21 protein-coding genes are annotated in these 26,277 nt (G+C 74.4%); 5 read left to right on the top strand and 16 right to left on the bottom strand.

Annotated features, from left to right (window positions below):
• Positions 1 to 59 precede the first annotated feature (59 nt).
• Complete coding sequence (locus tag HWY08_RS15655; RefSeq protein ID WP_176066854.1) at positions 60 to 287, bottom strand: hypothetical protein; 228 nt, start codon at positions 285 to 287, stop codon at positions 60 to 62.
• A gap of 182 nt (positions 288 to 469) precedes the next feature.
• Here HWY08_RS15655 and HWY08_RS15650 point away from each other — a divergent pair, with 182 nt between their 5' ends.
• The gene (locus HWY08_RS15650) at positions 470 to 2,089 is read left to right on the top strand and encodes an L-lactate permease (protein WP_176066852.1); all 1,620 of its coding nucleotides are present in this window, start codon (positions 470 to 472) and stop codon (positions 2,087 to 2,089) included.
• Between the two features lie 28 nt (positions 2,090 to 2,117).
• On the top strand, positions 2,118 to 3,263 hold the full coding sequence (locus HWY08_RS15645) for a glycerate kinase (RefSeq protein WP_176066850.1): 1,146 nt from the start codon (positions 2,118 to 2,120) through the stop codon (positions 3,261 to 3,263).
• 33 nt (positions 3,264 to 3,296) lie between these two features.
• Here the strand turns inward: HWY08_RS15645 and msrA are convergent, their stop codons facing one another.
• The 3 genes from msrA to uraA form a co-directional block, all read right to left on the bottom strand.
• A complete protein-coding gene (gene msrA, locus HWY08_RS15640) occupies positions 3,297 to 3,959 on the bottom strand; it encodes a peptide-methionine (S)-S-oxide reductase MsrA (RefSeq protein ID WP_176066848.1) in 663 nt (220 codons plus the stop codon).
• 167 nt (positions 3,960 to 4,126) lie between these two features.
• Positions 4,127 to 5,965 (bottom strand): ABC transporter substrate-binding protein, encoded by a 1,839-nt coding sequence (locus tag HWY08_RS15635; protein ID WP_176066846.1) that lies wholly within the window; start codon positions 5,963 to 5,965, stop codon positions 4,127 to 4,129.
• Between the two features lie 219 nt (positions 5,966 to 6,184).
• Positions 6,185 to 7,504 carry a uracil permease gene (gene uraA / locus HWY08_RS15630; RefSeq protein ID WP_176066844.1) on the bottom strand — a complete coding sequence of 440 codons (1,320 nt, stop codon included), beginning with the start codon at positions 7,502 to 7,504 and terminating at the stop codon, positions 6,185 to 6,187.
• Between the two features lie 294 nt (positions 7,505 to 7,798).
• Here uraA and HWY08_RS22135 point away from each other — a divergent pair, with 294 nt between their 5' ends.
• Positions 7,799 to 8,635 carry a sugar diacid recognition domain-containing protein gene (locus HWY08_RS22135; protein WP_176066842.1) on the top strand — a complete coding sequence of 279 codons (837 nt, stop codon included), beginning with the start codon at positions 7,799 to 7,801 and terminating at the stop codon, positions 8,633 to 8,635.
• Between the two features lie 6 nt (positions 8,636 to 8,641).
• Here the strand turns inward: HWY08_RS22135 and HWY08_RS15620 are convergent, their stop codons facing one another.
• From HWY08_RS15620 to speA, 6 genes are all read right to left on the bottom strand, one after another.
• The gene (locus HWY08_RS15620; RefSeq protein ID WP_176066840.1) at positions 8,642 to 9,676 is read right to left on the bottom strand and encodes an electron transfer flavoprotein subunit alpha/FixB family protein; all 1,035 of its coding nucleotides are present in this window, start codon (positions 9,674 to 9,676) and stop codon (positions 8,642 to 8,644) included.
• A 14-nt stretch (positions 9,677 to 9,690) separates the two neighbouring features.
• Positions 9,691 to 10,500, bottom strand: coding sequence for an electron transfer flavoprotein subunit beta (locus tag HWY08_RS15615; protein ID WP_176066838.1), 810 nt, complete (start codon positions 10,498 to 10,500; stop codon positions 9,691 to 9,693).
• A gap of 18 nt (positions 10,501 to 10,518) precedes the next feature.
• Entirely contained in the window at positions 10,519 to 12,390 is a 1,872-nt protein-coding gene (locus tag HWY08_RS15610; protein ID WP_235969657.1) for a 4Fe-4S ferredoxin, read from the bottom strand.
• Positions 12,391 to 12,503: 113 nt separating this feature from the next.
• Entirely contained in the window at positions 12,504 to 14,732 is a 2,229-nt protein-coding gene (locus tag HWY08_RS15605; RefSeq protein ID WP_176066835.1) for an acyl-CoA dehydrogenase family protein, read from the bottom strand.
• 201 nt (positions 14,733 to 14,933) lie between these two features.
• Positions 14,934 to 15,137, bottom strand: coding sequence for a dodecin (locus HWY08_RS15600; RefSeq protein WP_176066833.1), 204 nt, complete (start codon positions 15,135 to 15,137; stop codon positions 14,934 to 14,936).
• A 142-nt stretch (positions 15,138 to 15,279) separates the two neighbouring features.
• On the bottom strand, positions 15,280 to 17,292 hold the full coding sequence (speA, locus tag HWY08_RS15595) for a biosynthetic arginine decarboxylase (protein ID WP_176066831.1): 2,013 nt from the start codon (positions 17,290 to 17,292) through the stop codon (positions 15,280 to 15,282).
• A 78-nt stretch (positions 17,293 to 17,370) separates the two neighbouring features.
• Here speA and HWY08_RS15590 point away from each other — a divergent pair, with 78 nt between their 5' ends.
• Together HWY08_RS15590 and HWY08_RS15585 are read left to right on the top strand one after the other, a co-directional pair.
• Positions 17,371 to 19,239, top strand: a complete 1,869-nt coding sequence (locus HWY08_RS15590) for an ABC transporter ATP-binding protein (RefSeq protein WP_176066829.1) — start codon at positions 17,371 to 17,373, stop codon at positions 19,237 to 19,239.
• Positions 19,240 to 19,241: 2 nt separating this feature from the next.
• Positions 19,242 to 19,829: a class I SAM-dependent methyltransferase gene (locus HWY08_RS15585; protein ID WP_176066827.1), complete on the top strand. Its 588-nt coding sequence runs from the start codon at positions 19,242 to 19,244 to the stop codon at positions 19,827 to 19,829.
• On the opposite strand, the gene HWY08_RS15580 is transcribed toward HWY08_RS15585, so the two are convergent.
• The 6 genes from HWY08_RS15580 to HWY08_RS15555 form a co-directional block, all read right to left on the bottom strand.
• Positions 19,804 to 20,763: an RluA family pseudouridine synthase gene (locus tag HWY08_RS15580; RefSeq protein ID WP_176066825.1), complete on the bottom strand. Its 960-nt coding sequence runs from the start codon at positions 20,761 to 20,763 to the stop codon at positions 19,804 to 19,806. The two genes, HWY08_RS15585 and HWY08_RS15580, sit on opposite strands and share 26 nt — an antisense overlap.
• Positions 20,764 to 20,773: 10 nt before the next feature.
• The gene (locus tag HWY08_RS15575) at positions 20,774 to 21,040 is read right to left on the bottom strand and encodes a hypothetical protein (RefSeq protein WP_176066823.1); all 267 of its coding nucleotides are present in this window, start codon (positions 21,038 to 21,040) and stop codon (positions 20,774 to 20,776) included.
• Between the two features lie 31 nt (positions 21,041 to 21,071).
• Complete coding sequence (locus HWY08_RS15570; protein ID WP_176066820.1) at positions 21,072 to 21,980, bottom strand: helix-turn-helix domain-containing protein; 909 nt, start codon at positions 21,978 to 21,980, stop codon at positions 21,072 to 21,074.
• Positions 21,977 to 22,969, bottom strand: a complete 993-nt coding sequence (locus tag HWY08_RS15565) for a P-loop NTPase (RefSeq protein ID WP_176066818.1) — start codon at positions 22,967 to 22,969, stop codon at positions 21,977 to 21,979. Before HWY08_RS15565 ends, HWY08_RS15570 begins: the two co-directional genes overlap by 4 nt.
• A 133-nt stretch (positions 22,970 to 23,102) precedes the next feature.
• Entirely contained in the window at positions 23,103 to 23,702 is a 600-nt protein-coding gene (locus HWY08_RS15560) for an HNH endonuclease (RefSeq protein WP_176066816.1), read from the bottom strand.
• A 97-nt stretch (positions 23,703 to 23,799) separates the two neighbouring features.
• Positions 23,800 to 26,193: a transglycosylase SLT domain-containing protein gene (locus tag HWY08_RS15555; RefSeq protein ID WP_176066814.1), complete on the bottom strand. Its 2,394-nt coding sequence runs from the start codon at positions 26,191 to 26,193 to the stop codon at positions 23,800 to 23,802.
• Between the last annotated feature and the right edge of the window lie 84 nt (positions 26,194 to 26,277).

Raw genomic sequence — 26,277 nt, 5'->3', positions numbered from 1 at the left:
GCAGCTTTGCGGGGGACCAGGAGGTGCCGGCCAGGACGCCGGCGCCTCCTGGATTTTTTCTAGGGGGCGCGCTCCACGCGCGCCTTCTCTCCGCAGCCGCACCGGAGCACCATCCCGACGAACAGCGCGCGCCGGGTCGCGTCGCACAGGCTCGCGCCGCAGCCGGGGCACCGCACGTCCGCGTCGGCGGCCGGGGCCGGCGCGGGGGCCTCCGGCGCGATATCGCCGAGCCGGACCGCGCGCTCGAGCGCGACCCGGCCCAGCAGCTGGACGTCTTTCGGCCCCACGGCACCCTCCGTCACGACCCCGCGCCGCGAGCGTAGGCTGGTCCGGGTCCGCGCGGCAGCCCCGCGGGCGTGGGGCAAGAAGTCGCGCGGTGTGCGGGCATGTCAGCACCACCACGCGCCGGAGCCGTCTGCTACGCTCCGGGCTCCAACGCGCGCTCCTCGCGCCAGAGAGAGGCTCCTCCATGGCCGCATTCGCCGCCGCCCTGCCGCTCCTCGTCCTGCTCGTCGGCCTCCCCATCCTGATGAAGCCCGCGGTCAAGGTGGCCCCGATCGCCTGGGTCGTCACCGTGCTCGTCGCGATCGCGGTCTTCCAGCTTCCGCTGGGGGTGACGCTGCTCGCGGCGCTGCAGGGCGCGCTCTTCGGGATCTTCCCGATCATGTACATCCCGTTCGGCGCCCTGGTCGTCTACAACACGCTCAAGGCGACCGGCTGGATGGACAAGATGCAGGGCGCCATGGCGAACCTCACCGTCGACCGGCGGGCGCAGGCGCTCCTCATCGGCTTCGGGTTCGGCGCCTTCCTGGAGGGCATCTGCGGCTTCGGCGCGCCGGTCGCGATCCCGGCCAGCATCCTGGTCGGCCTCGGCTACGACCCGATGATGGCGGCGCTGGTGTGCCTCGTCGCCAACACCGGGCCGGTGCCGTTCGGCTCGCTCGCCATCCCGACCGTCACGCTGGCGGGCACCACCCAGCTCGACCTCATGAAGCTCTCGGCCATGTCGGGCCGCCTCATGGCCCCGATGTCGTTCCTCATGGCCTTCCTCACCGTCTTCGCCATGTCGCGCGGGCGCGGCCTCAAGGGCGCGCTGCCGGCCGTCCTGGTCACCGGCCTGAGCTTCGCCGCCACCCAGCTCGTGGTCTCGAACTGGGTCGGCGCCGAGCTCACCGACGTCATCGCCTCGCTCGTCTGCCTCACCGCCACCGCGCTCTACCTCTCCCGCGCCATGAAGAAGGACCCCTGGCTCTTCCCGGGCGAGAGCGCGGCCACGTCCCGCCCGCGCGAGTTCCACCCCCGCGAGCTGTTCCTCTCCTGGCTGCCGTACCTGCTCCTGGCGGTGCTCGTCATCCTGGTGAACCTCGACGCCACCAAGCGCTACTTCAACGGCAGCGCCAAGGGCTTCGAGTGGATGCTGGTGCAGGCGCAGCTCTACAACCCGGGCAAGCTCTACAAGTTCGCCTGGCTGCAGACGCCCGGCACCATCATGCTCATCGCGGGCCTGCTCGCGTTCCCCTTCCTCGGCATCCCGATGCGCCGCTACGGCGAGCAGTTCGGGAAGACCTTCAAGCAGATGATCCCGTCCTTCATCGCCGTCGCCTCGATCCTCTCCATCTCCGAGGTGATGAACCTGGCGCTGCCCATCGTGGACCCCAAGACCAAGCTCGCCGTGTGGGGCACGCTCGGGGTGAAGCAGATCTCGATGGTGAACACGATGGCGAACAGCATCGTCAGCGTGGTCTCGGCGCACGTCTACCCGGTGCTCTCGCCGGTGTTCGGCACCATCGGCGTCTTCCTCACCGGGTCCAACACCTCCTCCAACGCGCTCTTCGGGAACCTGCAGAAGCTCACGGCGCACGGGCTCGGCCTCTCGGACGTCCTCATGGCCTCGGGCGGCAACGCCGGCAGCCCGGCCGGTAAGATGATCTCGCCGCAGAGCATCGTCATCGCCGCCACCGCGGTGGGCCTCCTCAACCAGGAGGGCCGGATCATGCGGCAGACCATCAAGTACACCGTGGTCTACCTGGTGGTGGTCGCCGCGATGGTGTGGCTCTGCGCCTTCGCGGCGCCGCAGCTCGTGCCGTAGCGCGCGCCGGCGCGCCTGGAGGCGGACCATGCGGATCGTCATCGCGCCCGACTCGTTCAAGGGCAGCCTCTCCGCCCTGGCGGTGGCGGAGGCGATGGAGCGCGGCGCCCGCGCCGTCTGGGCGGACGCCGAGGTGCGCAAGGTCCCCATCGCCGACGGGGGCGAGGGGACCGTGGCGGCGCTGGTGACCGCCACCCAGGGCCGGCTCGAGGAGCGGACCGTCCGCGGTCCGCTCGGGGAGCCGGTGCGGGCGCGCTGGGGCGTCCTCGGCGACGGCGCGACGGCGGTCATCGAGATGGCCGCCGCCTCCGGCCTGCCGCTCGTGCCGAAGGAGCGGCGCGACCCGCGCGTCACCACCACCTACGGGACGGGCGAGCTCGTGCGCGCGGCCCTCGACGCGGGGCTCTCCAAGCTGGTCGTCGGCATCGGCGGCAGCGCCACCAACGACGGCGGGGCGGGCCTCGCGCGCGCGCTCGGCGCGCGCTTCCTCGACGATGCGGGCGCCGAGCTGCCCGAGGGCGGTGCCGCCCTGGCGCGGCTCGCGCGGGTGGACCTCTCCGGCCTGGACCCGCGCCTCGCCTCGGCCCAGGTGCTTGTCGCCTGCGACGTGGACAACCCGCTCACCGGCCCCCGCGGCGCCTCCGCCGTCTACGGGCCGCAGAAGGGCGCGACCCCGGAGATGGTGCAGGAGCTCGACGCGGCGCTCGGCCACTACGCCCGGGTGGCCCAGGCGGCCACCGGCCGCGACGTGGCCCGCCTCCCCGGCGCCGGCGCGGCGGGCGGGCTCGGCGCGGGGCTGCTCTTCTTCACCCCGGCCCGGCTGCGGCCCGGGGTCGAGATCGTCCTCGAGACCACCGGCTTCGCCGCGCTCGTCCAGGGCGCGGACCTGGTGCTGACCGGCGAGGGGCGCACCGACTTCCAGACCGCCATGGGGAAGGCGCCGGTCGGGGTCGCCCAGGCCGCCAAGCGCCACGGCGTCCCGGTGGTGTGCCTGGCCGGCGGGCTCGGCGACGGGGCCGACGACGTGCTGGCGCAGGGGATCGACGGGCTCGCCGCCGCGGTCGCCCAGGCGATGCCGCTCGACGAGGCGATGGCGCGCGGCGCCGAGCTGGTGGAGGCCGCCGCGGCGCGCGTCTGCCGGCTGGTGGAGCTCGGCCGGCGCATGCGCCGGTGAGGCGCCCCTCCGCGCGGATCCCGGGAAGGCGGCTCAGGCCGCCGGCGGCGACGAGAAGACCGACGAGGGGCAGGCGACGCCCGTCCCGCCCAGCCCGCAGTAGCCGTCCGGGTTCTTCGCCAGGTACTGCTGGTGGTACCCCTCGGCGTAGTAGAGCTCGGGCGCGTCGCGGATCTCGGTCGTGATGGCGCCGTGCCCCGCCTCGGCCAGCCGGGCCTGGTACGCCTCGCGCGACGCCTCCGCGGCCCGGCGCTGCGCCTCGCCGAAGGCGTACACCGCGGAGCGGTACTGCGTCCCCACGTCGTTCCCCTGCCGCATGCCCTGGGTCGGATCGTGCGACTCCCAGAAGATGCGCAGGAGCTCGCCGTAGCCGACCTGGCGCGGGTCGTAGACGACCAGCACCACCTCGGCGTGGCCCGTCCGGCCCGTGCAGACCTCCTCGTACGTCGGGTGGGGCGTGGACCCGCCGGCGTAGCCGACGGCGGTCGTGTAGACGCCCGGACGCGTCCAGAACTTCCGCTCGGCGCCCCAGAAGCACCCCATCCCGAAGACGGCGCGCTCGAGCCCCGGGGGAAAGGGCGGCGCGAGCGGGTGCCCCAGCACCGCGTGGCGCTCCGGGACGGGCATCGCCTCGGTGCGCCCAGGGAGCGCCTCCTCCGGCCGCGGGAGAGCGAGCAGCTTCGATCGTCCGAGCATGCCGGATCGCTAAAAAACAAAGAGCGACCGGGCAACTCCCGTTGCCCTGGCCGCTCTCAAGACCCGGTCGCCAGGACCGAGCCTGAAAACAGACTACGCACGTCCCGGCCGTCGCGCCAGTTCTCGACTCGCCGACCGGGCGGGGCCGCCCCCCGGCGGGCGGCCGGTCACTCCAGGTCGACCTGGCGCCAGGCGCCGCTGCGGTCGAGGGCGGTGCCCCAGACCTTGTGCGAGGCCTGGTGGTCCGCGCGGGAGAAGGTCAGCGGGGCGCCGATGCCGATGTCGAGGTTCTGGAAGCCCTCGAGCGCCGCCACGAGCTTCTCGGGATCCGCGTCCCGGCCCGCCGCCTCGAGCGCCTTCACCACCAGGGTGCCGACGATCCAGCCCTCCAGCGAGAGCGCCCCCGGCGTCTCGCCCAGCGCGTACTTCTCGAGCAGCGCGCGGTAGCGCATCACGGCCGAGGAGCGCGAGGTGGGGAGCGGCACCACCTGCGTCACGACGACGTTGTCGGCGAGGCCCACGCGCGAGCCGACCAGCTCCTCACCCAGCTGCGCCACGTCGACCGACGAGGTGTCGGTGAAGACGGTCCCGGGCGCGAACGCGATGACCTTCTCCACCAGGCGCGCCGCCGGCCGGTGCGCGGCGACCATCACCACGCCCTTGAGGTGCGCGCCCATGGCGCGGAGCCGCTCCACGGCCCCGTCGACCTCGGCGGTGTTGCGCCGGTAGCTCACGCGCACCGTCTGCGCGGGGTCGCGCCCGTAGCTCTTGAGCTGCTGCGCCGCCCCGGTCCACCCGGCCTGGCCCGACTCGTCGTCCTGGGCGAAGACCGCGATGTCGCCCGGGTCGAGCCGCCGCACCTCGACGAGGTAGCGCACCGCCGCGGCCGCCTCCTCGCTGAGGCTCGGCCGGTAGACGAACACGTCGTGCTGGGGCGGGTCGCTGCGCAGCGCGGGGGCGCCGCCCAGCGCGCCGATGAACGGGACCTTGCGCTCGAGCGCCACCGGCACGGCGGCGCCCGCGGTGGCGGTGCCCGCGTTGCCCACCACCGCGAAGACCTTGCGCTGCTCGGTGAGCTCCCGCATGGCCTCGGCGGCCCGCGCGGGGTCGTTGCCGTCGTCCACCGCGACGAGCGCCAGCCGGCGGCCGTGCACGCCGCCCGCCTCGTTGGCGGCGGCGAACGCGAGCTCGACGCCGGCCTTCATGCCGCGGCCGAGATCCTTGTCGGGCCCGGAGAGCGGCGAGACCATCCCGAAGGTCAGGGTGGGGACCTCCGCGGCCGCCTGGGCAGCCCCCGCGGCGGGGGCGGGGCGCGCCTCGACCGTGGCGCTCCCGCGGCCGCGCAGGAGGAAGAAGCCGGCGCCCGCGGCGCCGACCACCACCGCGGCGATGGCCACCATCGCCCCGGCGCGGAGCCCGCCGCCGCCGGAGGCGGGCCGGCCCGGCGCCGGCGTGGCGCCAGCCGCCGTGGGGCGCGCCGGCGAGGCGGGCGTGGCGGACGGCGGAGCGGAGGGCCTGGTGGGCGTCAGCCGCGGGACCGAGCCGGCGCCGGACGCCGCCTGCAGCGGGATGGCCGGGGGCGTGCGCGGAGTCGCGCCCGGGAGCGGCAGCGCCCCGGACGCGCCGGGGGTGGCCCCGGAGGCCTGCCCCGCGCCGCGGCCGCTGCGCGCGGCCGCACCGCCGCGCCGGCGCTCCTCGTCCATGCGCACCACCTCCTCCATGAGGAGCTGGCGCCAGGGCATGGAGAGCGTGCGCTCCGCGGCGCGGACGTCCTGCTCCACGATGAACGAGCCGCGGTCGAGCCGCAGCGCCTGGCGCACGGCGTCGCGCCCGTGCGCGTCGCCGAGCCACGCGTCCACCACGTCGCCGTTCTCGACGTAGAAGACGCCGTCCTCCCCCTTGCCGTCGGGGAGGTTGATCGTCACCGCGACGGTCTGACCGCTGCCCGCGTACAGCTGGATCAGGTCGGCGAAGGGGGTGTCGTTGAAGTCACCGATCAGGGCCATGCGCTCCTCTTGCTGGCGCTCGCGCGCCGGGGCTCACTCTCCGTGCAGCCGGCGTTCCGTCGCCCCCCGCGCCGGAAATCCGCCAGCCGCCACGATACACGACACCCGAGCAAGTGAAGCAATCCGGCCGCAGGTCTCTTTTTACCCTGGGTAACTACATGTCGGCCGCTGTAGGGGGAGGCGGGGGACGGTGCGCCGTCCCCGCCTCCCGCCGGGGCGCTACACGTCCGGCGCGTCGAGCGCGGCGGCCGGCAGGCCGTTGCCCTCCCCGTTCCCCTCGAGCTCCTTCGAGCGCGGCAGCACGAGGTTGAGGAGGATGCCCACGTAGGTGGCGAGCGGCATCTCGGAGAACTCCACGCCGCCGAGCTGGACGTGCGCCCCGCCGATCCCGATGACGAGGATGACGGAGGCGATGATGAGGTTGCGCTTCTGCGAGAAGTCGATGCCGGCCTCGACCAGCATGCGCACGCCCTGCGAGCCGATGATCCCGAAGAGCAGGATGCAGATGCCGCCCATGACCGGCACCGGGATGGTGTGGATGAGCATCCCGATCTTCGGGATGAAGGACATCACGATGGCGAGCACCGCCGCGCCGCCGATGACCCACACGCTGAAGACGCGGGTGATGGCCATCACGCCGATGTTCTCGCCGTAGGTGGTGTTCGGGGGGCCGCCGATCATTCCGGCCACCGCGGTCGCCACGCCGTCGCCGGCCAGGGAGCGGTGCAGGCCCGGCTCCTTGAAGAAGTCGCGGTTGCAGACCCGGTTCGTCACGATGAGGTGGCCGATGTGCTCGGTGATGACCACGAGCGAGATGGGGCCGAGCGCCAGCACCGCGCCCCAGGTCAGCCGCGGGAGGACGAACTGCGGCACCGCGAAGGCCTGCGCCCCCGCCACCGGCGAGAAGTCCACCTTGCCCATGGCGAGCGCCACCGCGTACCCGCCGGCGATGCCGATGAGGATGGGGATGACGCCCAGGAAGCCGCGCAGGAAGGTGGCCGCGCAGATGGCGATGGCGAGCGCGATGAGCGCCACCGCGAACGAGCTCGCGCTGTAGCCGCCCACGGCCGCGCCGGTCGCCATGTCCACCGCGACGCGCGCCAGGCCGAGGCCGATCACCACCACCACCGAGCCGATCACCACCGGCGGGAGGAGGAGGTCGATCCAGCGGGTGCCGAAGCGGGCGATGACCGCCGCCACCGCGATGTAGATGAGCCCCACCACCACGCAGCCGCCCATCGCGACGGCGATGTGCGACGCGTCGGCGAGCTGGCCCGGCTTCACGCCCAGCAGCACCGTCAGCGCGCCGATGAACGCGAAGGAGGAGCCGAGGTAGGCCGGGATCTTCCCCTTGGTGATGAAGATGTAGAGCAGCGTGCCGACGCCGCTCGAGAAGAGCGTCACCGACGTGTCGAGCCCGACCAGATACGGGACGAGCACGGTCGCCCCGAACATGGCGAACAGGTGCTGCAGGCTGAGCGGGATGCTCTGCAGGAGCGGCAAGCGCTCCCCGACGTCGACGGTCCTCGGCTGGCTCATGAAGGTCCCTCTCCCTGCCCGCGCGCGCGCGGGCGACCGACCGGGCGGCGAGCCCGGCGCGGGCTCACCCTGTAGCGGACCTGTCTGACAGCGCCGGACAGGGTCGCGGCCCGCTCTCCTTCTCGACCCGGGGTCCGCGACACCCCGCCGCGCCGCGGCGTGTCCCGCGCGCCGGGGGCCGCGCCGGCGCACCGGCCCGGGGCGCACGCTTCCTGCACGGGGATCGGGGGTGGACCGCGACCTTCAGGAGCCGCACTCGCCGGGCGGGATGTCCACCGCCCCGGGAGCCCGCGCGTGAACGAGGACCTCCGCCGCGTCGCCCGGCGCTTCGTCGACTTCGTGCACACCGCGACCCGGCTGCCGATGATGGTGTGCGACGAGACCGGGACCATCGTCGAGAGCGTGGATCGCCGCCGCATCGGGACGTCCCACGCCTTCGCGAAGCGGATCCTGGCGGGCGAGGCGGACGAGCTGTTCGTCACCGCCGAGGACGTCGCGCAGGACCCCCGGATGAAGGAGGGGTGCAACTGCGTCATCGTGCTCGACGGCCAGCGGGTGGGGACGTTCGGGCTGGCCGGCTCGCTCGAGATCGCGCGGCCGCTGGCGCGGATCGCGGCGGCGGTGGTGGTGTCGTGGGCGCAGGAGGAGCGGCAGCGCTCGGCGCTGAAGGGCGCCGCGGCGGAGGTCTTCACCGGGGTCGCGGCGGTGTCCGGCAAGGCGGCGGAGGCCTCGGCCGAGTCGGAGCAGGTGGTGGGGGTGATGGTGGCGGCGTCGAAGGACGCGGCCGCCCAGGTGGAGCGGACCGACCTCGTCGTCCGGACCGTGCAGGAGATCGCGCAGAAGAGCCGCATCCTCTCCATCAACGGCTCGGTGGAGGCCGCCCGCGCCGGCGAGCAGGGGCGCGGCTTCGCGGTGGTGGCGCGCGAGATGCTCGCGCTCGCCGAGGGCGCCCGCACCGCCGCCAACGAGATCCAGGTCACCCTCTCCGACGCGCACCAGTCGATGGGCCGGCTGGGCGGCGCCATCGACCGCAGCGCGGCCCTCGCGCGCGGGCAGACGGCCGCGCTGGCGGAGGTCCGCCAGGTGGTGGAGGGCCTCCAGCGCGCGGTGGCGGAGCTGGCGAAGGAGTAGCCGGGGCTACCCGCGCGACGCCAGCAGCGCGTTGACCTTCTCCATCACCGCGAAGGCGTCGGCGACGTAGACCACGTCGGCCTTGCCCCGCGCCCAGCCGCAGTTCGGGTCGAGGTTCACGGCGCGCCGCTCGTTGATGAAGCGCCAGCCGACCACGTGCGGCTCCTCGCCGTGGCAGCAGGTGGCGAGCCCCTTGGCGTGGCGCGGCGTGGAGCCGGTCTGGCCCACCTGGTTGAGGTGCGTCATGAACCCCATGACGCCGTGCCCCTCGGTGGCGAGGTCGGTCATCGACTTGGACGAGCCCAGCGACGCCTTCGCCTTCCCGAGGAAGCCGAGGATGAGCTGCTCGGCCTGGTCGAGGTGCGGCTTGCCGTCGGCCTGCTTCTTCGTCCAGCCGGCGCCGGCCACGAAGAGCAGCTTCGCGTCGGGCCGGATGGTCTGCGCCTGCGCCTCCGGCGCCCGGAACCCGGTGACCCGGGTGCGGCGCTGCGCGTCGGCGAGCGCGAGCGGCACCGCCTCGAGGGCCGGCGCGGCGCCCTCGGCCCGGAAGGCGGGCTGGGTGCCGGCGTCGACGGTGACGAACCAGGGGCGGGCGGCGCGGCGCAGCGTCGCCTCCATCCGCTGCCGGTAGAACCAGCGCGTGACGGTGGGCGCCCCGTCCTGCGCGGCGACGCCGGTGGCGTGGGTGTCGATCTTGCCGCCGAGCCGGTGCGAGACGCCCGCCAGCACCCGCGCCAGGCGGGAGGTGGAGGGCGCCACCACGACGGTGGCCCCGGCGGCGCGCGCCAGCGCCTCGGCGGCGGCGGCGTCGCTGGCGTAGCGCGCGGCGGCGAGCTCGGGGCTCGTCACCGCCAGGGCGCGCTGCGCCCCGGCGCCGGCGAGCTGCGCGGCGGCGCCGGCGGTCTCGGCGCCGAAGACGCCCAGGACGAGCTGGCCCTTCGTGCCCTGCGCCAGCGCCCGCGCGGCGGTCAAGGCCTCGAGGGCGGCGCGCGGGAGCGCGCCGTCCGGCTCGGTGTGGCTGAGGAAGAGGATGGTCTCCATGGTCGGCTCCGGTCCTAGTCCTTCGAGATCCACTCGACCAGCTCGGCCGCGATCGCGTCCGGGGTCAGGTCCTTCACCACGCGCGTCTCGCGCTGCTGCTTCGGCAGCTGCACGGCCAGGTACTGGGCGTCGGCCGCCCCGACCTTGGCCGGCTTCGCCTTCTGCAGCGCCGGCATGATGCCCTTCATGTTGGCCATGCCCACCTGCGGGTTGTTGCGCGGCTCGGGCAGGTTGCCGGTGGCCCAGCCGAGCAGCGCCGGCGGGCCGGCCACCACCGACACCTGGTGCTTGCCGCCCTCGACGCGCTCCAGGATCTCGAGCGAGCCGTCCGGCTGCGGGGTGAGCTGGTCGACGCCCTGGAACTGGTCCTGCAGGCCGAGCCGCTCGCCGACGAGCTGGAGCGTGACGCCGGCGCCGCGCGAGCCCGACTCCCAGCCGCCGAAGAGCAGCAGGCGGGCGCGGTCGAGCCCCGGGATCGCCTGCACCGCCTCCGCCAGCGCGGCCGCGGTCTCGTGCGCGTCCACGAACCCGCCCGCGGGGCCGTCCACCGCCACCAGCTCGAAGGGCACCTTCTGCCCCACCGCCATCATCACCTGCTGCAGCTTCGCCTTGGGGCCGAGCGCGACCAGCCACACCTTGGAGCCGGGCGCCTTCTGCGCCAGGGCGGCCGCCTCGAAGAGCGCCTGCGCCGCCCACGGGTCGAGCACGGCCGGCAGCATCATCTCGTTCTTCAGCGACGGGCCGGTCGGGCCCGTGATCGGCTCGAGGGTCTGCAGCGGGTCGGGGACGATGCTTCCGCAGACGACGACGTGGTAACCGCTCATGTAGCCTCCTGGTGAACTCTAGTTCTCGGCCGAGTGCAGCCCGCCCGCGCCGGCGCGGAAGGCGAGGTTGGTCGTCTCGCCCTCCAGCACCTGGGTGCAGTTCCAAAGGCAGGCGCCGCAGTGCACGCACTTCTCCCGGTCGAACGCGGGCGGCTGCCCCGGCTCGCCCGGCGCGATGGCCTGCGCCGAGCAGATCTCGATGCAGGTGCGGCTCCCGCAGCGCGCGCAGACGGCCGGCTGCCGGAAGACGACGTGGTCGGCGTAGCCGGCGGGCGCCTGCACCTTGCCGCCCATGAGGAGCGCGTCCTGGTGCGAGACGAGCAGCTGGCCGTCGTAGACGATGTCCGGCCAGCCCGCCGCCTTCATGAGCGCGGCGTGGAGCGAGGTGTTCTTCGCCTTGCACTCGGCCCGCAGCCGGTCGATCTCGGTGCCGGGGATCTTGCCCGCGTACCACTCCTCGAGGCTCTCGAAGCGTTCGTGCGAGGGGACCGGCTCCGAGCCGAGGTTCACCAGCCCCTTCGTCATCCCGGAGAGCGCCATCCCGAGGAGGCCGGTCACGAAGCCGCGCCCGAACCCGTCGCGCGCCTTCTCCGCCACCCTCCCCTCCTCCTCCAGCCAGCTCGCGCGGCGCCGCGCCACGTAGGCGGCGTCGAGGTTCTCCTTCGTGAAGGGCTTGCCGGCGCGCAGGAGCTCCAGCACGCCCTCCGCCAGCAGGGTCCCGCTCGTCCACGCCTCGTCCACGCCGGAGCCGGTGAGGACGTTGGTCGTGCCGGAGCCCTCGCCGATGCGGGCGAACCCGTCGCCGACGAGCTGCGGCTCGCCGCGCCGCCCCGACTCCTGCAGCGACTTGGCGCCCCAGGAGCGCAGCTTCCCGCCCTGGAGGTGCTTCCAGAGGTACGGGTGCTGCAGGAAGTGCTGCAGGTAGAGGTAGGAGGTGCGGACCGGGCTCCCCATCCACGAGGGGACGAAGATGCCGACCGAGGCCACGCGGCCGGGGTGCACGTACAGGAAGCCGAAGATCTCCGGCTCGGGGTAGCCGATGGTGTGGAGGACCGTGCCCTCCGGGAGCGCGCAGCCCTCGGGCAGGTCCACCACCACCTTCATGCCCACCGCCCACTCCCGCTGGTGGTGCCCCTCGGGCAGGCCGAACCGCTCGTCGAGCGCGCGGCCGACCGCGCCCACCGGGCCGTCCGCCACCACGGTGAGGCGCGCCCGCACGTCGAGGCCCGCCACGTACCCTGCGTCGGGGCGGCCGTCCTTCTGCACGCCCTGGTCGAGCAGGCGCACACCGGTCACCTTGCCGCCCTCCACCAGCGGCCCGTCCACCGGCGTCGCCGGCCAGAGCTGCACCTGGCCGCCCGCCATGAGCTGCTCGCCCACCCACTGGTTGAGCTGCCCGAGCGAGAGGACGAGGCCGCCGCGCTTGTGCAGGAACTCCGGGGTGTAGGGCAGCTCGAGGGCGTGGTCGCGCAGCGGCAGCACCAGCCGGAGCGCCTGCAAGGTGGCGTCCGCGGCCTGGAGCGTGGCCGAGCGGCGGCTCGCGCCGTGGGGGTCGAGGAGGTAGACGACCTTCTCCTCCTTCACCGCGGTCGCCATGGGGATCTGCGCCGGGTCGAGGTCCGGGAAGCTCTGGCGGAGCCCGCGGGCGCGGGTGACCACGCCCGACACGCCGAAGCCGAGGCCGTCGGCGCGCTCGTAGCACACCACCTGCGGCGGCAGCCCGGGCGACACCGCGCTCTCCACCGCCGGCGTGCCGTCCGGGTTCGTGAGCCCGCGCGCGAGCGTGGTGAGGAACCCGCCCATGGCCGGGCCGAAGCCGACGCAGGCGATGTCGACCTCCATGCTCTGGCGGTCGGGCTGCGGCGAGGTCTCGTCAGGCGCGTTCGACAAGGCGTGCTCCTCTCCAGGGAAGCGGCGGGGGACGAGCCCCCGCCCTACGGCTCGGGACCAGCGGCGGGCGAGGCCCACCTACGTGCGAGGGCCGCGCGCGGCGGCGGCGAGGGCTAGACCGGGTAGTCGAGCGCCTCGGGGATCATGACCTTGGAGAGCGCCTCGGCGGCGCGGTCCTTGGCGAGGCGCGCGCCGGTGAGGCACTGGTCGAGCTTCATGCGGAGCGCGGCGAAGTCGGCCACGCTCGAGCAGTGGGCGCAGGGGCCCGCCTTGTCGGGGTGGCCGCCGCCGGCCTCGATGACGTCCTTGGCGCAGCTGCCGATGCCGGGGATGAGGTCCTCGAGCTCGTCCAGCTCGCGCGCCTCCCAGCAGGCCTGCTGCGCGTCCGCGTTCCACTCGGGGTGCTTGTTGTACCCGTAGACCAGCTCGGCGCAGATGCGGCCCACCTCCCCCGAGGCGCGCGCGCACTGCACGTGCGACAGGTCCTGGTAGAAACGCACCAGCCCCGGCAGGCCCTCGGCCAGCACGGCGTTCTCGGCGCCCTTCTGCTCCAGCTCGACCACGTCGAGGACGAGGCTGCGCGCCGCCATCAGCCAGGCGAGCGCGTCGGAGAGCGCGAAGGTCACGCCCTGCCGCGGCCCCTGGTAGAGCTTCTGGCCCGTGGCGTCGGTCGCCACCTGCAGGTGGTCGTAGGTGTAGCGCCAGAGCACGAAGGCGGAGGCGAGGTTGCAGGCGCCAGTGTCGGGCCGCTCCGAGGCGATGTGGCGGAGCTCCTTCGTCCAGGCGTCGAGCTGGGCGAGGAAGACCTCGTTCTGCATGCAGACCGAGAGCTGCCGGCGCTGGACGGCCTCCGGCCCCTCGTAGGTGGCCTCGAGCTGCGCGTCCATCCACTTGTGGCCGAGGAAGCCGGGGCAGTCCTCGGTGATGCCGTAGCCGCCCATGAGGGCGACCGCCTCGCGCATGACGGTGGCGCCGTGGCCGGTGTTCCACAGCTTGGTGGCCGGGCACAGCACGGCGCCGGCCGAGTCGAGGATGGCGTAGCGGACGAGCGGATCGGCCTCGAGCTCGGCGACGCGGGCGGCGTCGCGCTCGGCCTCGGGCTTCGCGCGCAGCTTCACCAGCTCGACCGCGCGGGCGTTCACGTCCTTGAAGTAGCGCAGCTCGGCGCGCCCGGTGATGCCCTTCTCCTGCAGCGTCTGGAACTTCACCTTCTCGAGCGGGTCGAGCTCGTCGAAGAGGCGCGAGGTGGAGAAGCCGAGCGAGGCGGCCGCCTCGCCGGTGGCCCACACGTCCACCAGCCGGTGCAGCACGTCCTCGCGCACCTGGAGCCCGAGGTCGTAGCGGGGCGAGCCGGGCCGCGCCTGCTGCGCGCCGCGGAAGCGGCCGCGCTGGTAGCGGATGACCGGCTCGACCGCGCTGAGGAGCTTGGCGGCGGTCATGACGCCCACCGGCACGCGGGTGTGCTTGAAGACCGCGGCGATGATCTCGTCGTGCGACCAGCGGGGGACGATCACCCCGTCCTTCACGCTGTAGCCGCCGACGATGCGCGAGGCGGGCACCTCGAGCGAGAAGATGGGGTCGCTGGTCGAGGAGAGCTGGTGGACGAGCTTCTTGGTGGGCGTGCCGCGGTCGAAGGTGCCCGGGTCGCCCTCCTCCAGGATCACCATGCAGGTGCCCTTGATGCGCTCGTCGGCCGAGTCCACCGCGGCCGTGACGAAGTTCGCGAACCCCATGTTGGTGATGAAGCGGCCGCGCTTCTCCACCTTGAGCACCGGCTCCTGCCCCGGCTCCCAGCGCGCCACGCTCACCTTGCCGCCCAGCATGCCGGTGTCGACGCCGACGTACGGAATGGGCTCGGTGAGCGCGAAGGCGCCGCGCCACGGCTTGCGGTCCTCGCCCGGCGCGGCCGGCGCCGAGAGGCTCATGTAGCGGTCCTGCTGCTCCTGGGTGCCCCGCTCGTGGATGGGGGAGAGCCCCAGGTGGCCGGCCAGCGCCCCGGTCGCCGCCCCGGCGTCCACCCAGGCGAGCTCGAACGCCACCAGCGCCATGGCCAGGTTCTTCGGCCCCTCGAGGAACCCGCCCTGGTGCGGCTCCATGAAGACGCCGGTCGCGCCGCAGGCGTCGTAGTGCTCGAGGAGCGCGTTCTTCTGCTCCGTCCAGTCGTGCGAGCTGCGCGCCCCCTCGGCCACCAGCCGCGCCACCGGCCCGCGCGCCACCTGGCGCACCGACTGGATCAGCATCTGCAGGTCGTAGCGCCCTTCCAGGCGCCACATGACGGAGCGGACGTCGTCGCCCGGCAGGGTGCTGAGCGTCTCGGAGACGAGGGCGGCGGGGACGGCCATGGGCAATCCTTTCCCGTGGCGCGGCCGCGAGGGCGCGCCCGGCGAGCTTGGACGGAGCGTCGCAGCCTCCGCGGGCGAAACAGCGCGGGGACGCTAGCACCTGCCGTGACGCGCGATCAAGCGCCCCGCGCGGTGTTTTGCCCGTAGTCTCGCCGCGTTGCGTCGGATCGGACCGCGGCAATACGCCGCGCCTGCCCGCTGCTATTCCAGCTTGAAGCCGATGCGGAGCGTGACCTGGAACTCGGCCACCTTGCCGTCCTTGATCGCGCCGCGCTCCTCGACCACCTCGAACCAGTCCATGTGGCGGACGGTCTTCGAGGCCTCGGCGATGCCCGCCTTCACGGCCTCGTAGAAGCTGGTGGGCGAGGTGCCGACGATCTCGATCTTCTTGTACGTGCCGGACATGGAGGTCCCTTTCCCCGGAGGTGGGACCTTGCAGTTAACGCGGCCGCTCGTGACGGAGGGTCACATTCGGGCGGTGCGCCCCCGACGGGAGCGCCACCGGCCCTGACCGGGCCGCGGGCGTGCCGAGCCGCGGGCGCGTTGCTCAGACGCCCGCGAGGTACGTGTACCCGCGCATCACCTGCTCGAAGAAGTCGGCGAGCTGCACGCCCTCCTTCGGCCGGATGGCGCCGTCCTTCACCTTCTGGTCGAGCGCGTTCTTGACGCGGCGGGCCAGGTCGCCCGGTCCGTACTGCATGCGCGAGAGCACCTGCTCGATGCGGTCGCCCGGGATGACCTCCTCGATGTAGAAGTCCTCCGGGTCCTCGTCGTCCACGAACACGTGGATCTCGTTCACCCGGCCGAAGAGGTTGTGCATGTCGCCCATGACGTCCTGGTAGGCGCCGGTGAGCATGAGCCCGAGGTAGTAGGGCTGGCCCGGCTCGAGGGCGTGCAGGGACAGCGTCTCGTCGACGCCCTCCCCCTCGATGAACCGGTCGATCTTCCCGTCCGAGTCGCAGGTGATGTCGACGATGGTGCAGTCGCGGGTGGGCGGCTCGTCCATCCGGTGCAGCGGCACGATGGGGAAGAGCTGGTCGAAGGCCCAGTGGTCCGGCGCGCTCTGGAAGAGCGAGAAGTTCGCCATGTACTGGTCGGCGATCTTGTCCCCCAGGTCGCGGGTGTCGCGGGGCAGCCGCTTCTTGCCGCGGTTCAGCGCCACCAGGTCGCGGCAGAGCTTCCAGAACAGGCTCTCCACCATGGCCCGCTCCTCGAGCCCGAGGAGCCCCAGCTTGAACATCTGCAGGGCCTCCTCCTTCTTCGCCACCGCGTCGTGGTAGGCCTCGGCCTTGTTGCGCGGGGTGAGGCCGGTCACGATCTCCCGCATCTCGCGCACGACCTTCGACTCGTTCGGGTCCGCCACCGAGGCGGCCGTGATCTGCTCCTGCGAGCCGATCTCGATGTGGCCGAAGACGTTCATCACCACGCAGGAGTGGTGGGCGGTCACGGCGCGGCCGGACTCGGAGACGATGTGCGGCTCCGGGACCTGCTCGTTCTGGCAGACGCGCTGCAGGTTGTAGACGACGTCGCCCACGTACTCCTCGAGCGTGTAGTTCACGGTCGAGGCGATGGTGACGCCGGGCGCCGCGTTGTTGCCGTTGCCGTTCCCGCCGTGGGAGCCGACGTAGTCGACGCCCAGCCCGCCGCCGACGTCGAAGTACTCGATGGGCAGCCCCATCTTCCGCAGCTTGGCGTAGACGCGCGCCCCCTCGTTGATGGCGTCCTTCACCACCCGGATGTCGGTGAGCTGCGAGCCGACGTGGAAGTGGAGGAGCCGCGCGCAGTGCTCCTTCTTCTGCTCCTTGAGGATGCGGACCGCGTGGATGAGCTCCGGGACGGTCAGGCCGAACTTGGCGAAGTCGCCCGAGCTGCCCTCCCACTTGCCGGTGCCGCGGGTGGTGAGCTTGGAGCGGAGCCCGATGAGGGGCTCGACGCCCATCTCGTCGCCGAGGCGCAGCAGGTGCGGCAGCTCGGACAGCTTCTCGATGACGACGATCACCTTGCGGCCGAGCTTGCGGCCGAGCAGCGCCAGCCGCAGGAACTCCTCGTCCTTGTAGCCGTTGCAGACGGTGAGCGCCTCCGGGTCGGTGTTGTGGCCGAGCACGATGAGGAGCTCGCCCTTCGAGCCGGCCTCGAGGCCGTAGTGGTAGGGCGCGCCCGCGTCGAGGATCTCCTCGACCACCTCGCGCATCTGGTTCACCTTGACGGGGTAGACGCCGAAGTACTTGCCCCCGTAGCCCTGCTCGACGAGCCCCTTGCCGAAGGCCTCGTTGATGGCCTTCACCCGCGCGCGCAGCACGTCCTGGAAGCGGACCACGCAGGGGAAGCCGAGGTTCCGCTCCCGGATGTCCTCCACCACGTCCATGATGTCGATGGTGGGGCCGGGCTGGCCGTGCGGATGTACGACGAGGTGCCCCTTGTCGCTCACCGAGAAGTACCCGGCGCCCCACCCCGGCACGTTGTAGTGCTGGGCCGCCTTCTCCACGGACCAGTCGGAGGCCGGCGTGGCCGCCGTGGCGTCGCTCGGGTGCTGTGGGAACCGCGTCTCGGGGGTCGCCATGGCGGACCTCTTCTAGATCGCTGGGCGCGAGAAAGAAAGGTCGCCACGCCCGCCGCCGCGAGTTAGTGAGCGAGCGGCGTGCCCGCCTCCCACCCGCCCCCTCCTCGACCGCCATCGGAGCGCCTCCCCTGGCGCGAGCGCGCGCGCGCTCTCGGCGCCGCCGCGCGCCAGGTCCCCGGCACGTTCGCGCTCGTCTGGCGGGCGGACGCGAGCGGCGCGGTGCTGCTGGCGGCGCTGACCGCGGTGGCGGCGGTGCTGCCGGCCGGCATCGCCTGGGTCGGGAAGCTCATCGTGGACGCGGTGGTGGCCGCCGGCCGCGGCGAGGGGCCGCCGGGGCGCGTCACGGCGTTGGTGCTCGTCGAGCTCGGGCTGATGGCCCTCTCGCTGACCGCCGGGCGCCTGCTGGGGCTCGAGCGCGAGCTGCTCCGGGCGCGGCTCGGCAACGCCGTGAACGAGCGCATCCTGGAGAAGGCGCTCGACCTCGAGCTGCGACACTTCGAGGACGCCGAGGTCTACGACAAGATGCAGAACGCGCGCCGCGAGGCCTCGGCGCGCCCGCTCTCGCTCGTCATGCAGGCCTTCGCCATCGCCCAGAACGCCGTCACGCTGGCGGCGCTCTCGGCGCTGCTCGCCCGGCTCTCGCCCTGGAGCGTGCTGGTGGTGGTGGCCTCCTCCATCCCCGCCTTCCTGGCCGAGGCCCGGCTGGCCGCCGCCTCCTTCCGCCTCAACTCCTGGCGCGCGCCGGAGGGGCGCCGCCTCAACTACCTCGAGTGGATCCTCACCCGCGACAGCCACGTGAAGGAGGTGAAGCTGTTCGGGCTGGGGCCGCTCGTCCTCGACCGCTACCGGGCGCTCTTCACCAAGTTCTACGGGGAGGACCGGCGGCTGGCGGTGCGGCGGATGGCGTTCGGGGTCGCGTTCGGCCTCGTCTCGCTGGCGGCGTTCTACGCCATGTACGCCCTGGTGGCCGCCCGCGCGGCCCGGCGCGAGATCTCGCTCGGCGACCTCACCCTGTACCTGGCGGTCTTCCGGCAGGGCCAGGGGGCGGTGCAGAACATCCTCTCCGCCATCGGCGCGCTCTACGAGGACGCGCTCTACATGTCGAACCTGTTCGCCTACCTGGCCATCCCCACCGGCCAGGAGCGCGCGCGCCTGCCCGCGGCGCCCACCCTGCCCCGCGGCGACCCGCTCCCCATCGAGCTCGACCACCTGTCCTTCCGCTACCCGGGGCGGGCCGAGTGGGCGCTCGAGGACGTGACGCTCACGATCGCGCCGGGCGAGAAGCTCGGCCTGGTGGGCGAGAACGGCGCCGGGAAGAGCACGCTCGTCAAGCTGCTCCTCCGGCTGTACGAGCCCACCCGCGGGGCGATCCGCTACGGCGGCGTGGACCTGCGCGACCTAGACGCCGACGATCTCCGGCAGCGGATGGGGGCGGTGTTCCAGGACTTCGTGCGCTACCAGTTCACGGCCGCGGAGAACATCGGCCTCGGCAGCCCGCCCCACCTGGAGGACCGGCCGCGCATCGAGGAGGCGGCGCGCCGGGGCGGCGCGGCGGCGGTGGTGGAGGCGCTGCCCCGCCGCTACGACACGGTCCTCGGCGGCTGGTTCGAGGCGGGCCAGGAGCTCTCGGCCGGCCAGTGGCAGAAGCTGGCGGTCGCGCGCGGCTTCATGCGCGAGCGGCCGGAGGTGCTCATCCTGGACGAGCCCACCGCCGCCATCGACGCCGAGGCGGAGCACGAGCTGTTCGAGCGCTTCCGCGCGCTGGCCGCCGACCGGACCGCCATCGTCATCTCCCACCGGTTCTCGACCGTGCGCACCATGGCCGACCGGATCGCGGTGCTCCACGGCGGCCGGATCGTCGAGCTGGGCAGCCACCGCGAGCTGCTGGAGAAGGACGGCCGGTACGCGCACCTCTTCCGGCTGCAGGCGCAGGGCTACCTCGACTGACCATGCGCGGCCTGGAGCAGATCCCCTGGCTGTACGACGCCGGCATGGCGCTCGCCGATCGGCGCTGGCTGGCGCGCTGGCGCGACTGGCTCGCCGGCGGCGCGCGCGGGCGGGTGCTCGAGCTCGGCTGCGGGACCGGGCGCAACCTGCCGCGGTACCCGCCCGGCGCGGCGCTCGTGGCGGTGGACCCCCACCCGCAGAACCTGGCCCGCGCCCGGCGGCGCGCCCCCGGCGTGCCGCTCGTCCAGGCGCGCGCCGAGGCCCTGCCCTTCCGCGACGGCGCCTTCGAGTCCGTGGTGGCCGCGCTCGTGCTGTGCAGCGTGGACGACCCGCCCCGCGCGCTGGCCGAGGTCCGCCGGGTGCTCGCGCCCGGCGGCGCGCTGCGCGCGGTGGAGCACGTCCGCGCGCGCGGCTGGCAGGCGCGGCTGCAGGACGCGGTCCAGCCCGCCTGGACGCACGTGAGCGGCGGCTGCCGCCCGAACCGCGACACGGAGGCGGCGGTGGAGGCGGCCGGCTTCCGGCTCGAGCAGGAGGGCCGGCGCACCCGGGGGCTGTTCCGGCGCTTCAGCGCGGTGAAGCGGGGGCCCTGAGCACCGCCAGCGCCGCCTCGAAGTCCCGCGGCAGCGGCGCCTCGAAGGCGACCTGCTCTCCCGTGCGCGGGTGCGGGAAGGCGAGCCGCCAGGCGTGCAGCGCCTGGCGCCCCACGGCCGCCGCCGCCCGCCGCACCGGATCCTCGGCGGCGAGCCGCGCCTCGCGCCGCGTGCCGCCGTACGCCGCGTCGGCGAGGAGCGGGTGGCCGGCCTCGGAGAGGTGCACCCGGATCTGGTGCGTGCGGCCGGTGTGGAGCTCGACCTCGACCAGCGCCGCCCCGGGGAACGCCTCGCGGACGCGCCAGGCGGTGATCGCCCGCCGGGAGCTCTCCGCCAGCCGCGAGGTGTAGCGGGTCCGGTCGCGCGGATGGCGGCCGTAGGGCGTGTCGAGGCGCCCCTCCGCCGCGATCGCCCCGTGGACCAGCGCGAGGTAGCGCTTCTCCACCTCGCGCCGCTTGAACGCGGCCTGCAGCGCCGCCAGCGCCTCCTCGCGCTTCGCCACCACCAGGCAGCCCGAGGTCTCCTTGTCGAGCCGGTGCACGAGGCCGAGCCGGTCGCCGGGGCCGCCGGAGCCGAGCCGGTATAGCAGCGCGTTCACGACCGTCGAGTGTGGCGAGCCGCGGGCCGGGTGGACCACCATGCCGGCCGCCTTGTCGAGGACGAGCAGGTCGTCGTCCTCGAACAGCACCTGGAGCGGCAGGTCCTGCGCCACGAGGCCGGACGGCTCCGGATCCGGGAGCGTCAGCACGAGCCGCTCGCCGCCGCGCAGCCGCGCCGCCGCCTTGGGCGCGCGCCCGTCCACGAGCACGTGCCCCCCCTCCAGCAGCCGCTGGGCGCGGGCGCGCGTCAGGTCCGGCGCGAGCCGGGTGAGGGCGACGTCGAGGCGGAGGCCGGCCAGCGCCGCCGGGGCGAGGAGCGAGCGCGTCTCGGGCACGCCGCCGCCGTCACCAGATGCGCGACTTCACGTGCCGCTTGGAGCGCAGGATGACGTCGACGATGGCCCGATCGTAGAAGTTCGTGCGGGCGTAGAGCTCGGGCGAGACCCGCGAGCGGTACAGCTCCCGGCCCTCCTCCAGCTCGTCCCGGAGCGCGTCGAAGAAGGTGTCCTGCTCGATGCCGCGGACGATCTTCTCCTCGTTGTAGAGCGACACGTCGGAGCAGATGGCGCGGGCGAGGCGGATCGCTTGCTCGGGCGTCTCGATGAGCGGCATGCGCGGATCGTAGGCCAGAGCCCCGGGAGGGTCAACGCTGGGTGGCGCGCGGGGGCGGCGGCGGGGCCGGCGGAGCGGCGGCCGCCATCGCGTCGAGGTAGCTGCGCGCCACCTTCTGCCCGTCCAGCCGCAGCTCCTTCGAGAGCGCCATCAGCATGCCGCGCAGGTAGACGGCGGCGGGCAGCCGCTCGTAGCGATCGGCCTCCAGGTTCTCGAGGTGATGGCGCGTGATCTTGGTGCGCTCGCAGAGCTGCGGGAGCGTGATCCCGCGCGCCTCCCGCGCGCGGCGCAGCGCGTCGCCGGTGTAGCGGCCGGGCTCGCCGAGGAGCGGCTCGGGGCCGGCGGCCGCGAGCGGCGCCGCGGCCGGGGGCGGCACCGCCGGCAAGGTGGCCGGGAGGGGCGTCACCGCCGCGAACGGCGGGGTGCAGGGGAGCGGCGTCACGAGCGGGATGGGCGCCGCGGCGGCCGCGGGCCCGGCGGCCGGCGCTTCCGCGGGGGCCGGCGCCTCCGCCGAGGCCGACACCCGCTCGAGGGCGATGGGCGTGGCCGGCGCGCTCGGCGTCGGGACCTCGCGCAGCGGCGGGATGATGGGCGGCAGGGCGCGCGGCCGGTGGACCTCCGGGACCGGCCGCGGCCGCGAGGGCGACTCCGGCCCGGAGACGGACGCCTCGGCGCTGCTGGCGGCGCGCGGCGCGGGGGTGAGCGAGAGGCTCGCGTCGTAGCGCTCCCGCGCCACGGGGTCGAGCAGGACGGTGAGGGCCTCCTCGAGGCGGCGCCCGAGCAGGGCCGCGTCCTCCTGCGCCACCAGCGTGTACGTGGCGAGCGACCCGGGCGCGCAGAGCGCGTTCAGCCGGTCCCACGCCTTCACGATGTCGTCCTCGCGCGCGTCGGGCGGCAGCTCCAGGAGCTCGTACAGGTTCTGCTCGGCGAGCGGCTTCACGTGGCTCTCCCGCTGGCGATCTCGGCGGTCTCCAGGGCGGCCAGGCCCTCCGCGAGCTGGGCGAAGCTCTGGGCGGCGGCGGCCTCGGGCGCGTGCACCAGGAGCGGCCGGCGCGCCCGCATGGCGCGCCACATCTCGGAGTCGTGCGGCACGTGGCCCAGGTAGTCCATCCGGAGCCCGAAGAACTTCCGCCAGGCGCCGACCACCGCCTGCCCGACCTGCTCGTCCTGCGGCGTGCGGGCCTGGTTCACCACCAGGCGAGGTCGGAAGGCGGCGAGCTCGCGGGCGAGCACCGCGCCCGACTGCGGGTGGCGCGCCGAGAGCGCGCCCAGGATCTCGGCCGGGCTCCGGAAGGTCCCCGCGCCGATGACGGCCCGGAGCTGCGCCTCGCAGCCGTGGGCCGAGACGGCGTGGCGGACGCGCCGCCAGAAGGCCGCCTTCACGAAGCGGTAGACGTTCTCGACCGCGCTCGGCTCCGGGACCAGCACCAGCAGGCCGTGCTCGGAGACGAGGAAGAGATCGAGCACGTGCAGGTGGGTCCCCGCGCCGAGGTCGATGACCACCCGGTCGGCGTCGAGGGCCTGCAGCTGCTTCACCAGCCGCGCCTTCTGCGACAGCTTCGGGTTCGCGGCGTCGGGGTGGTCCATCGCCCCCGCCACCAGCCCCAGGTTCTCGACGCCGGTCGGCACCGCCACCTCGGCCAGCTCGGCGCGCCGCTCCATCACGTCGGCCAGGCCCCGCCGCGGCAGCTCGAGCCCGAGGCAGGTGTGCAGGTTGGCGCCGGCCAGGTCCGCGTCCACGAGCACCACGCGCTCGCCGCGGCGGGCGAGCGCGATGGCGAGGTTCGCGGCGACGAGGCTCTTGCCGATCCCGCCCTTGCCGCCGCCGACGCTCACCACGCGCGCGGGCCGGCGCAGCGCGCGCACGGCCGGGCGCCGCGGGCCGGGGGGGTCCGCGGGCACGAGCTGCAGGGGTCGCGCATCCGCCACGGGCCGCGATCCTAGCCGAGCGCCGCCGCTTTCCCAAGGAAGGTGCCGGGCGCACCCGCGGCGGTGGGAGGACCTGCGCGCGCGGCGCCGGAGTCCCACCCGCGCCGGCGGGGAGGCCCGCCCCCTGCCCCGCTCAATGCGCGAGCAGCTCGGCGTTCCAGTAGGCGGCGTCCGCGAGCGAGAGGAACGGCCGCCACTCGCGGTAGAAGGCGCGCCGCGCCGCGGAGCGGAAGATCGGGGTCCAGCGCGGCCGGGCCGGGTGCCGGAGGAGCCGCATGTGCGCCTCCTCGGGCGTCCGCCCGCCCTTGCGCAGGTTGCACGGCACACACGAGCACACCACGTTGTCCCAGCTCGTGGCGCCGCCGCGGGAGCGCGGCACGACGTGGTCGAGGTTGAGCTCCGCCCGCGGCAGGCGCGCGCCGCAGTACTGGCAGGTGTTCTCGTCGCGGGCGTAGATGTTGAAGCGCGAGAAGCGGATGCGCGTCTTCGGCATCCGCTCGTAGGCCATGAGCACGATGACCCGCGGCACGCGGATGCGCCGGCCCACGGTGCCCACCGCGTCCTGGTGCACCGCCACCGCGAGCGCCCGCCAGCTGTCGAAGTCGAAGAGCTGGAACTCCTCGTCGATGGCCTTGGCCGCGCCCTGGTAGAGCAGCGAGAAGGCCCGCCGGACCGAGGTGATGTGGACCGGCTGGTAGACCCGGTTCAGGACGAGGACGCCGGTCTCGAGCATCTTGGCGAGATCGTAGTCACGCCCGAGCCGGCTCGCACGGCGGCTCCGCGAGCGGCGCCCCTGCCAGGGGCGTCACCCGCGCGCGGCGAGCGAGCCCTCACGGGCTTCCCTGCGCGAGCTTCGGCAGCGGCTGCGCCAGGTGGACCGGCTTCCCGTCGCGGCCGCCGTAGAGGAACCGGTACGCGGCGTACGAGCGGAGGACGCGCTTCACGTACCCCCGCGTCTCCTGCACCGGGATCTCCTCGACGAACGCGTCGAGCGGCAGCGTCCCGCGCTGCTCGAGCCAGCGCTTCACCGGGCCGTCGCCGACGTTGTACGCGGCGAGCGCCAGCGCCTCCGAGCCGTCGTAGCGCCGCAGGAGGCCCCCGAAGTACGTGGCCCCGATGCGGATCGCCAGCGGCGGCCTCATGAGGTCCGCCTGCCGCACTCGCCCCAGCTTGAGCCGCTTCGCCACGCCCTGGGCGGTGGGGAGCATGAGCTGGGTGAGGCCCACCGCGCCGGCGCCCGAGATGACCGTCGGGTCGAGCCCGCTCTCCTCGCGCATGAGCGCGAGCAGGAGGTCGGGGGGGACGCCGTTCGGCGGCGCCCACCGCTCCACCTCCTGGCGGTAGGCGGGCGGGTACGCGACCCGCCACACGCGCAACGCCGCGCCCTCGGGCTTCTGCCGGAGCGCCGCCCGGCCCAGCGAGCGGATGAGGTGGTGCGAGGCCTTGTGGTCGCCGGCGCGGTCGAGCAGCTCCGCCACCAGCAGGAGCGGCTCGCCCTGGGAGAGCGCCTTCCGGTCCACGGCGCCCAGCTCCTCCGCCGCCGCGCGCGAGAGCCCCAGGCGCAGCAGCAGCACGCCGGCCCGGAAGTGGCGGTCGCGCGCGAGCGGGCCGGGCTGGTAGCGCAGGCCCTCCTCCGCGGCCGCCTCCACCCGCACCCACGGCGGCGCGGAGCCGGGCTTCGCCTCCTCCACCCGCGCCCGCGCCAGGAGGCCGTAGTAGTCGGCCGGGTAGCGCCCGGCGAGCGCGCGCCACGCCTCCAGCGCCGCCTCGCGGTCGCCGTCGGCGGCGCGGTCCCACAGGAGGCGCGCGCGCCAGTAGACGGCCCGGGCGTGCTCGTACGGATCGCTCGCCTCGTAGTCGCGCTCGATCCGCGCCAGCGAGGCGAGCGCGCCCGCGGCGTGGCCCGCCTGCCGCTCGATCCAGGCGATGCGGAAGAGCGCCTCGGCCCGGAAGTCGCCCTTGGGGTAGCGCTCCGACAGGTCGGCCAGCGCGGCCAGCGCCTCGTCGGTGTGGCCGGCGCGGGCGAGCAGGTCGGCGGCGTAGAAGAGCGCGTCGTCGGCGAACGGGTGGGCCGGGTAGTCGCGCGCCAGCACGCGGTACCAGGTGACGCCCTCCTCGGGCGCCGCGATGGAGGCGGCGCTGGCGAGGACGTAGACGGCGCGGACCCGGAGCTGCGGATCCTCGCAGCGCTCGACCACCGGCTTCAGGATCTCGATCGCCTTCGTGTGCTGGCGCTCCTTGCGGTACGCCTTGCCGAGCGCGAAGCGCGCGCGGCACGCGACCGGCTCCCCGGGGCCGGGGCCGGGCAGGCCGGGCACGAGCTTCTGCAGCTCCGCCAGCGCCGGCGCGTTCCGGTTGGCGTCGAGCAGCGCCTCCGCGCGGCGGAGCGCGTCCTCGGTCGCGGGAGGAGCCCCGGCCGGCTTCGGCAGGCGCCGCAGCTCGGCGAGGCAGGTGGCGGCCTCGCCCGCGAGCGGGTGGCCCGCCCAGCAGTCGACGTAGGCGCGCCGCGCCCAGGCCAGCTCGGCCGAGGTCTTCCCGGCCGCGCGCAGCCGCCCGTCGAGGAGCAGCGCCTCGGCCGCGAAGTCGCCCTTCGTGACCTCGTCCGGCGCGGGGAGGGAGAGGATGGGCGCGAGCGCGTCGAGCGCGGCGGCGCGGTCGCCGGCGGCGTGCAGCGCGCGGGCGCGGGCGAGCTGCGCCTCGGCCCACAGGAGCGAGCCCTCCCCCACCGCGGCGTAGTCGGCCGCGGCCGCGCGCGGCGCGCCCGCCGCCTCGCGGGCGCGCGCCCGCCAGAAGGCGACGCGGTCGGCGACCTCCGGGAGCTTCTCCTCGAGCCCGTCGAGCGCCTTCAGCGCCTCCGCCCCGCGGTGCCCCTGGACGAGCGCCGCCGCACGCAGGTAGCGCGCCTCCGGCGCGGTGGCGCGCTCGAACCCCTTCGCGGCCGCGTCGAAGCGCCCCGCGTCGAGGTCGGCGCGCGCCTTCGCCAGCGGCCCGGCCGCGAAGAGCGGCGCCGCGTCGGCCTCGGTGAACGGCGCCGGCCCCACCGCAGCCGGGGTCGAGGCCGCCTTCGGGACCGCGGCCGCGTTCGTCGTCGCCACGGTCGCGGTCGGGGTCGCGGTCGCGGTCGCGGTCGCGGTCGGGGTCGCGGTCGCGGTCGGGGTCGCGGTCGCGGTCGCGGTCGGATTCGCGGTCGTTGCGAGCAGCAGGCTGAGTACGAGCGTCGTCATCGGTCGGGCACGGTGCGCCGGGTTCGCCAGGTGGTCAAGGGTGCGTCCGGCTTCCCGGCCGCGGGGCGCTGCAGCCCGGGAACA

The sequence above is a fragment of the Anaeromyxobacter diazotrophicus genome (genome assembly GCF_013340205.1).
Taxonomy (GTDB): Bacteria; Myxococcota; Myxococcia; order Myxococcales; family Anaeromyxobacteraceae; genus Anaeromyxobacter_A; species Anaeromyxobacter_A diazotrophicus.
The sequence above is the reverse complement of the archived record's forward strand: the minus strand, read 5'-3'. Positions and strand labels throughout refer to the sequence as shown.

What these genes read in the sequence shown, in the direction of transcription:
- HWY08_RS15650 (WP_176066852.1), top strand. Translation starts at nt 470, where the DNA reads ATGGCCGCATTCGCCGCCGCCCTGCCGCTCCTCGTCCTGCTCGTCGGC.
- HWY08_RS15645 (WP_176066850.1), top strand. Translation starts at nt 2,118, where the DNA reads ATGCGGATCGTCATCGCGCCCGACTCGTTCAAGGGCAGCCTCTCCGCC.
- msrA (WP_176066848.1), bottom strand. Translation starts at nt 3,959, where the DNA reads ATGCTCGGACGATCGAAGCTGCTCGCTCTCCCGCGGCCGGAGGAGGCG.
- HWY08_RS15635 (WP_176066846.1), bottom strand. Translation starts at nt 5,965, where the DNA reads ATGGCCCTGATCGGTGACTTCAACGACACCCCCTTCGCCGACCTGATC.
- uraA (WP_176066844.1), bottom strand. Translation starts at nt 7,504, where the DNA reads ATGAGCCAGCCGAGGACCGTCGACGTCGGGGAGCGCTTGCCGCTCCTG.
- HWY08_RS15620 (WP_176066840.1), bottom strand. Translation starts at nt 9,676, where the DNA reads ATGGAGACCATCCTCTTCCTCAGCCACACCGAGCCGGACGGCGCGCTC.
- HWY08_RS15615 (WP_176066838.1), bottom strand. Translation starts at nt 10,500, where the DNA reads ATGAGCGGTTACCACGTCGTCGTCTGCGGAAGCATCGTCCCCGACCCG.
- HWY08_RS15605 (WP_176066835.1), bottom strand. Translation starts at nt 14,732, where the DNA reads ATGGCCGTCCCCGCCGCCCTCGTCTCCGAGACGCTCAGCACCCTGCCG.
- HWY08_RS15600 (WP_176066833.1), bottom strand. Translation starts at nt 15,137, where the DNA reads ATGTCCGGCACGTACAAGAAGATCGAGATCGTCGGCACCTCGCCCACC.
- speA (WP_176066831.1), bottom strand. Translation starts at nt 17,292, where the DNA reads ATGGCGACCCCCGAGACGCGGTTCCCACAGCACCCGAGCGACGCCACG.
- HWY08_RS15585 (WP_176066827.1), top strand. Translation starts at nt 19,242, where the DNA reads ATGCGCGGCCTGGAGCAGATCCCCTGGCTGTACGACGCCGGCATGGCG.
- HWY08_RS15575 (WP_176066823.1), bottom strand. Translation starts at nt 21,040, where the DNA reads ATGCCGCTCATCGAGACGCCCGAGCAAGCGATCCGCCTCGCCCGCGCC.
- HWY08_RS15560 (WP_176066816.1), bottom strand. Translation starts at nt 23,702, where the DNA reads ATGCTCGAGACCGGCGTCCTCGTCCTGAACCGGGTCTACCAGCCGGTC.
- HWY08_RS15555 (WP_176066814.1), bottom strand. Translation starts at nt 26,193, where the DNA reads ATGACGACGCTCGTACTCAGCCTGCTGCTCGCAACGACCGCGAATCCG.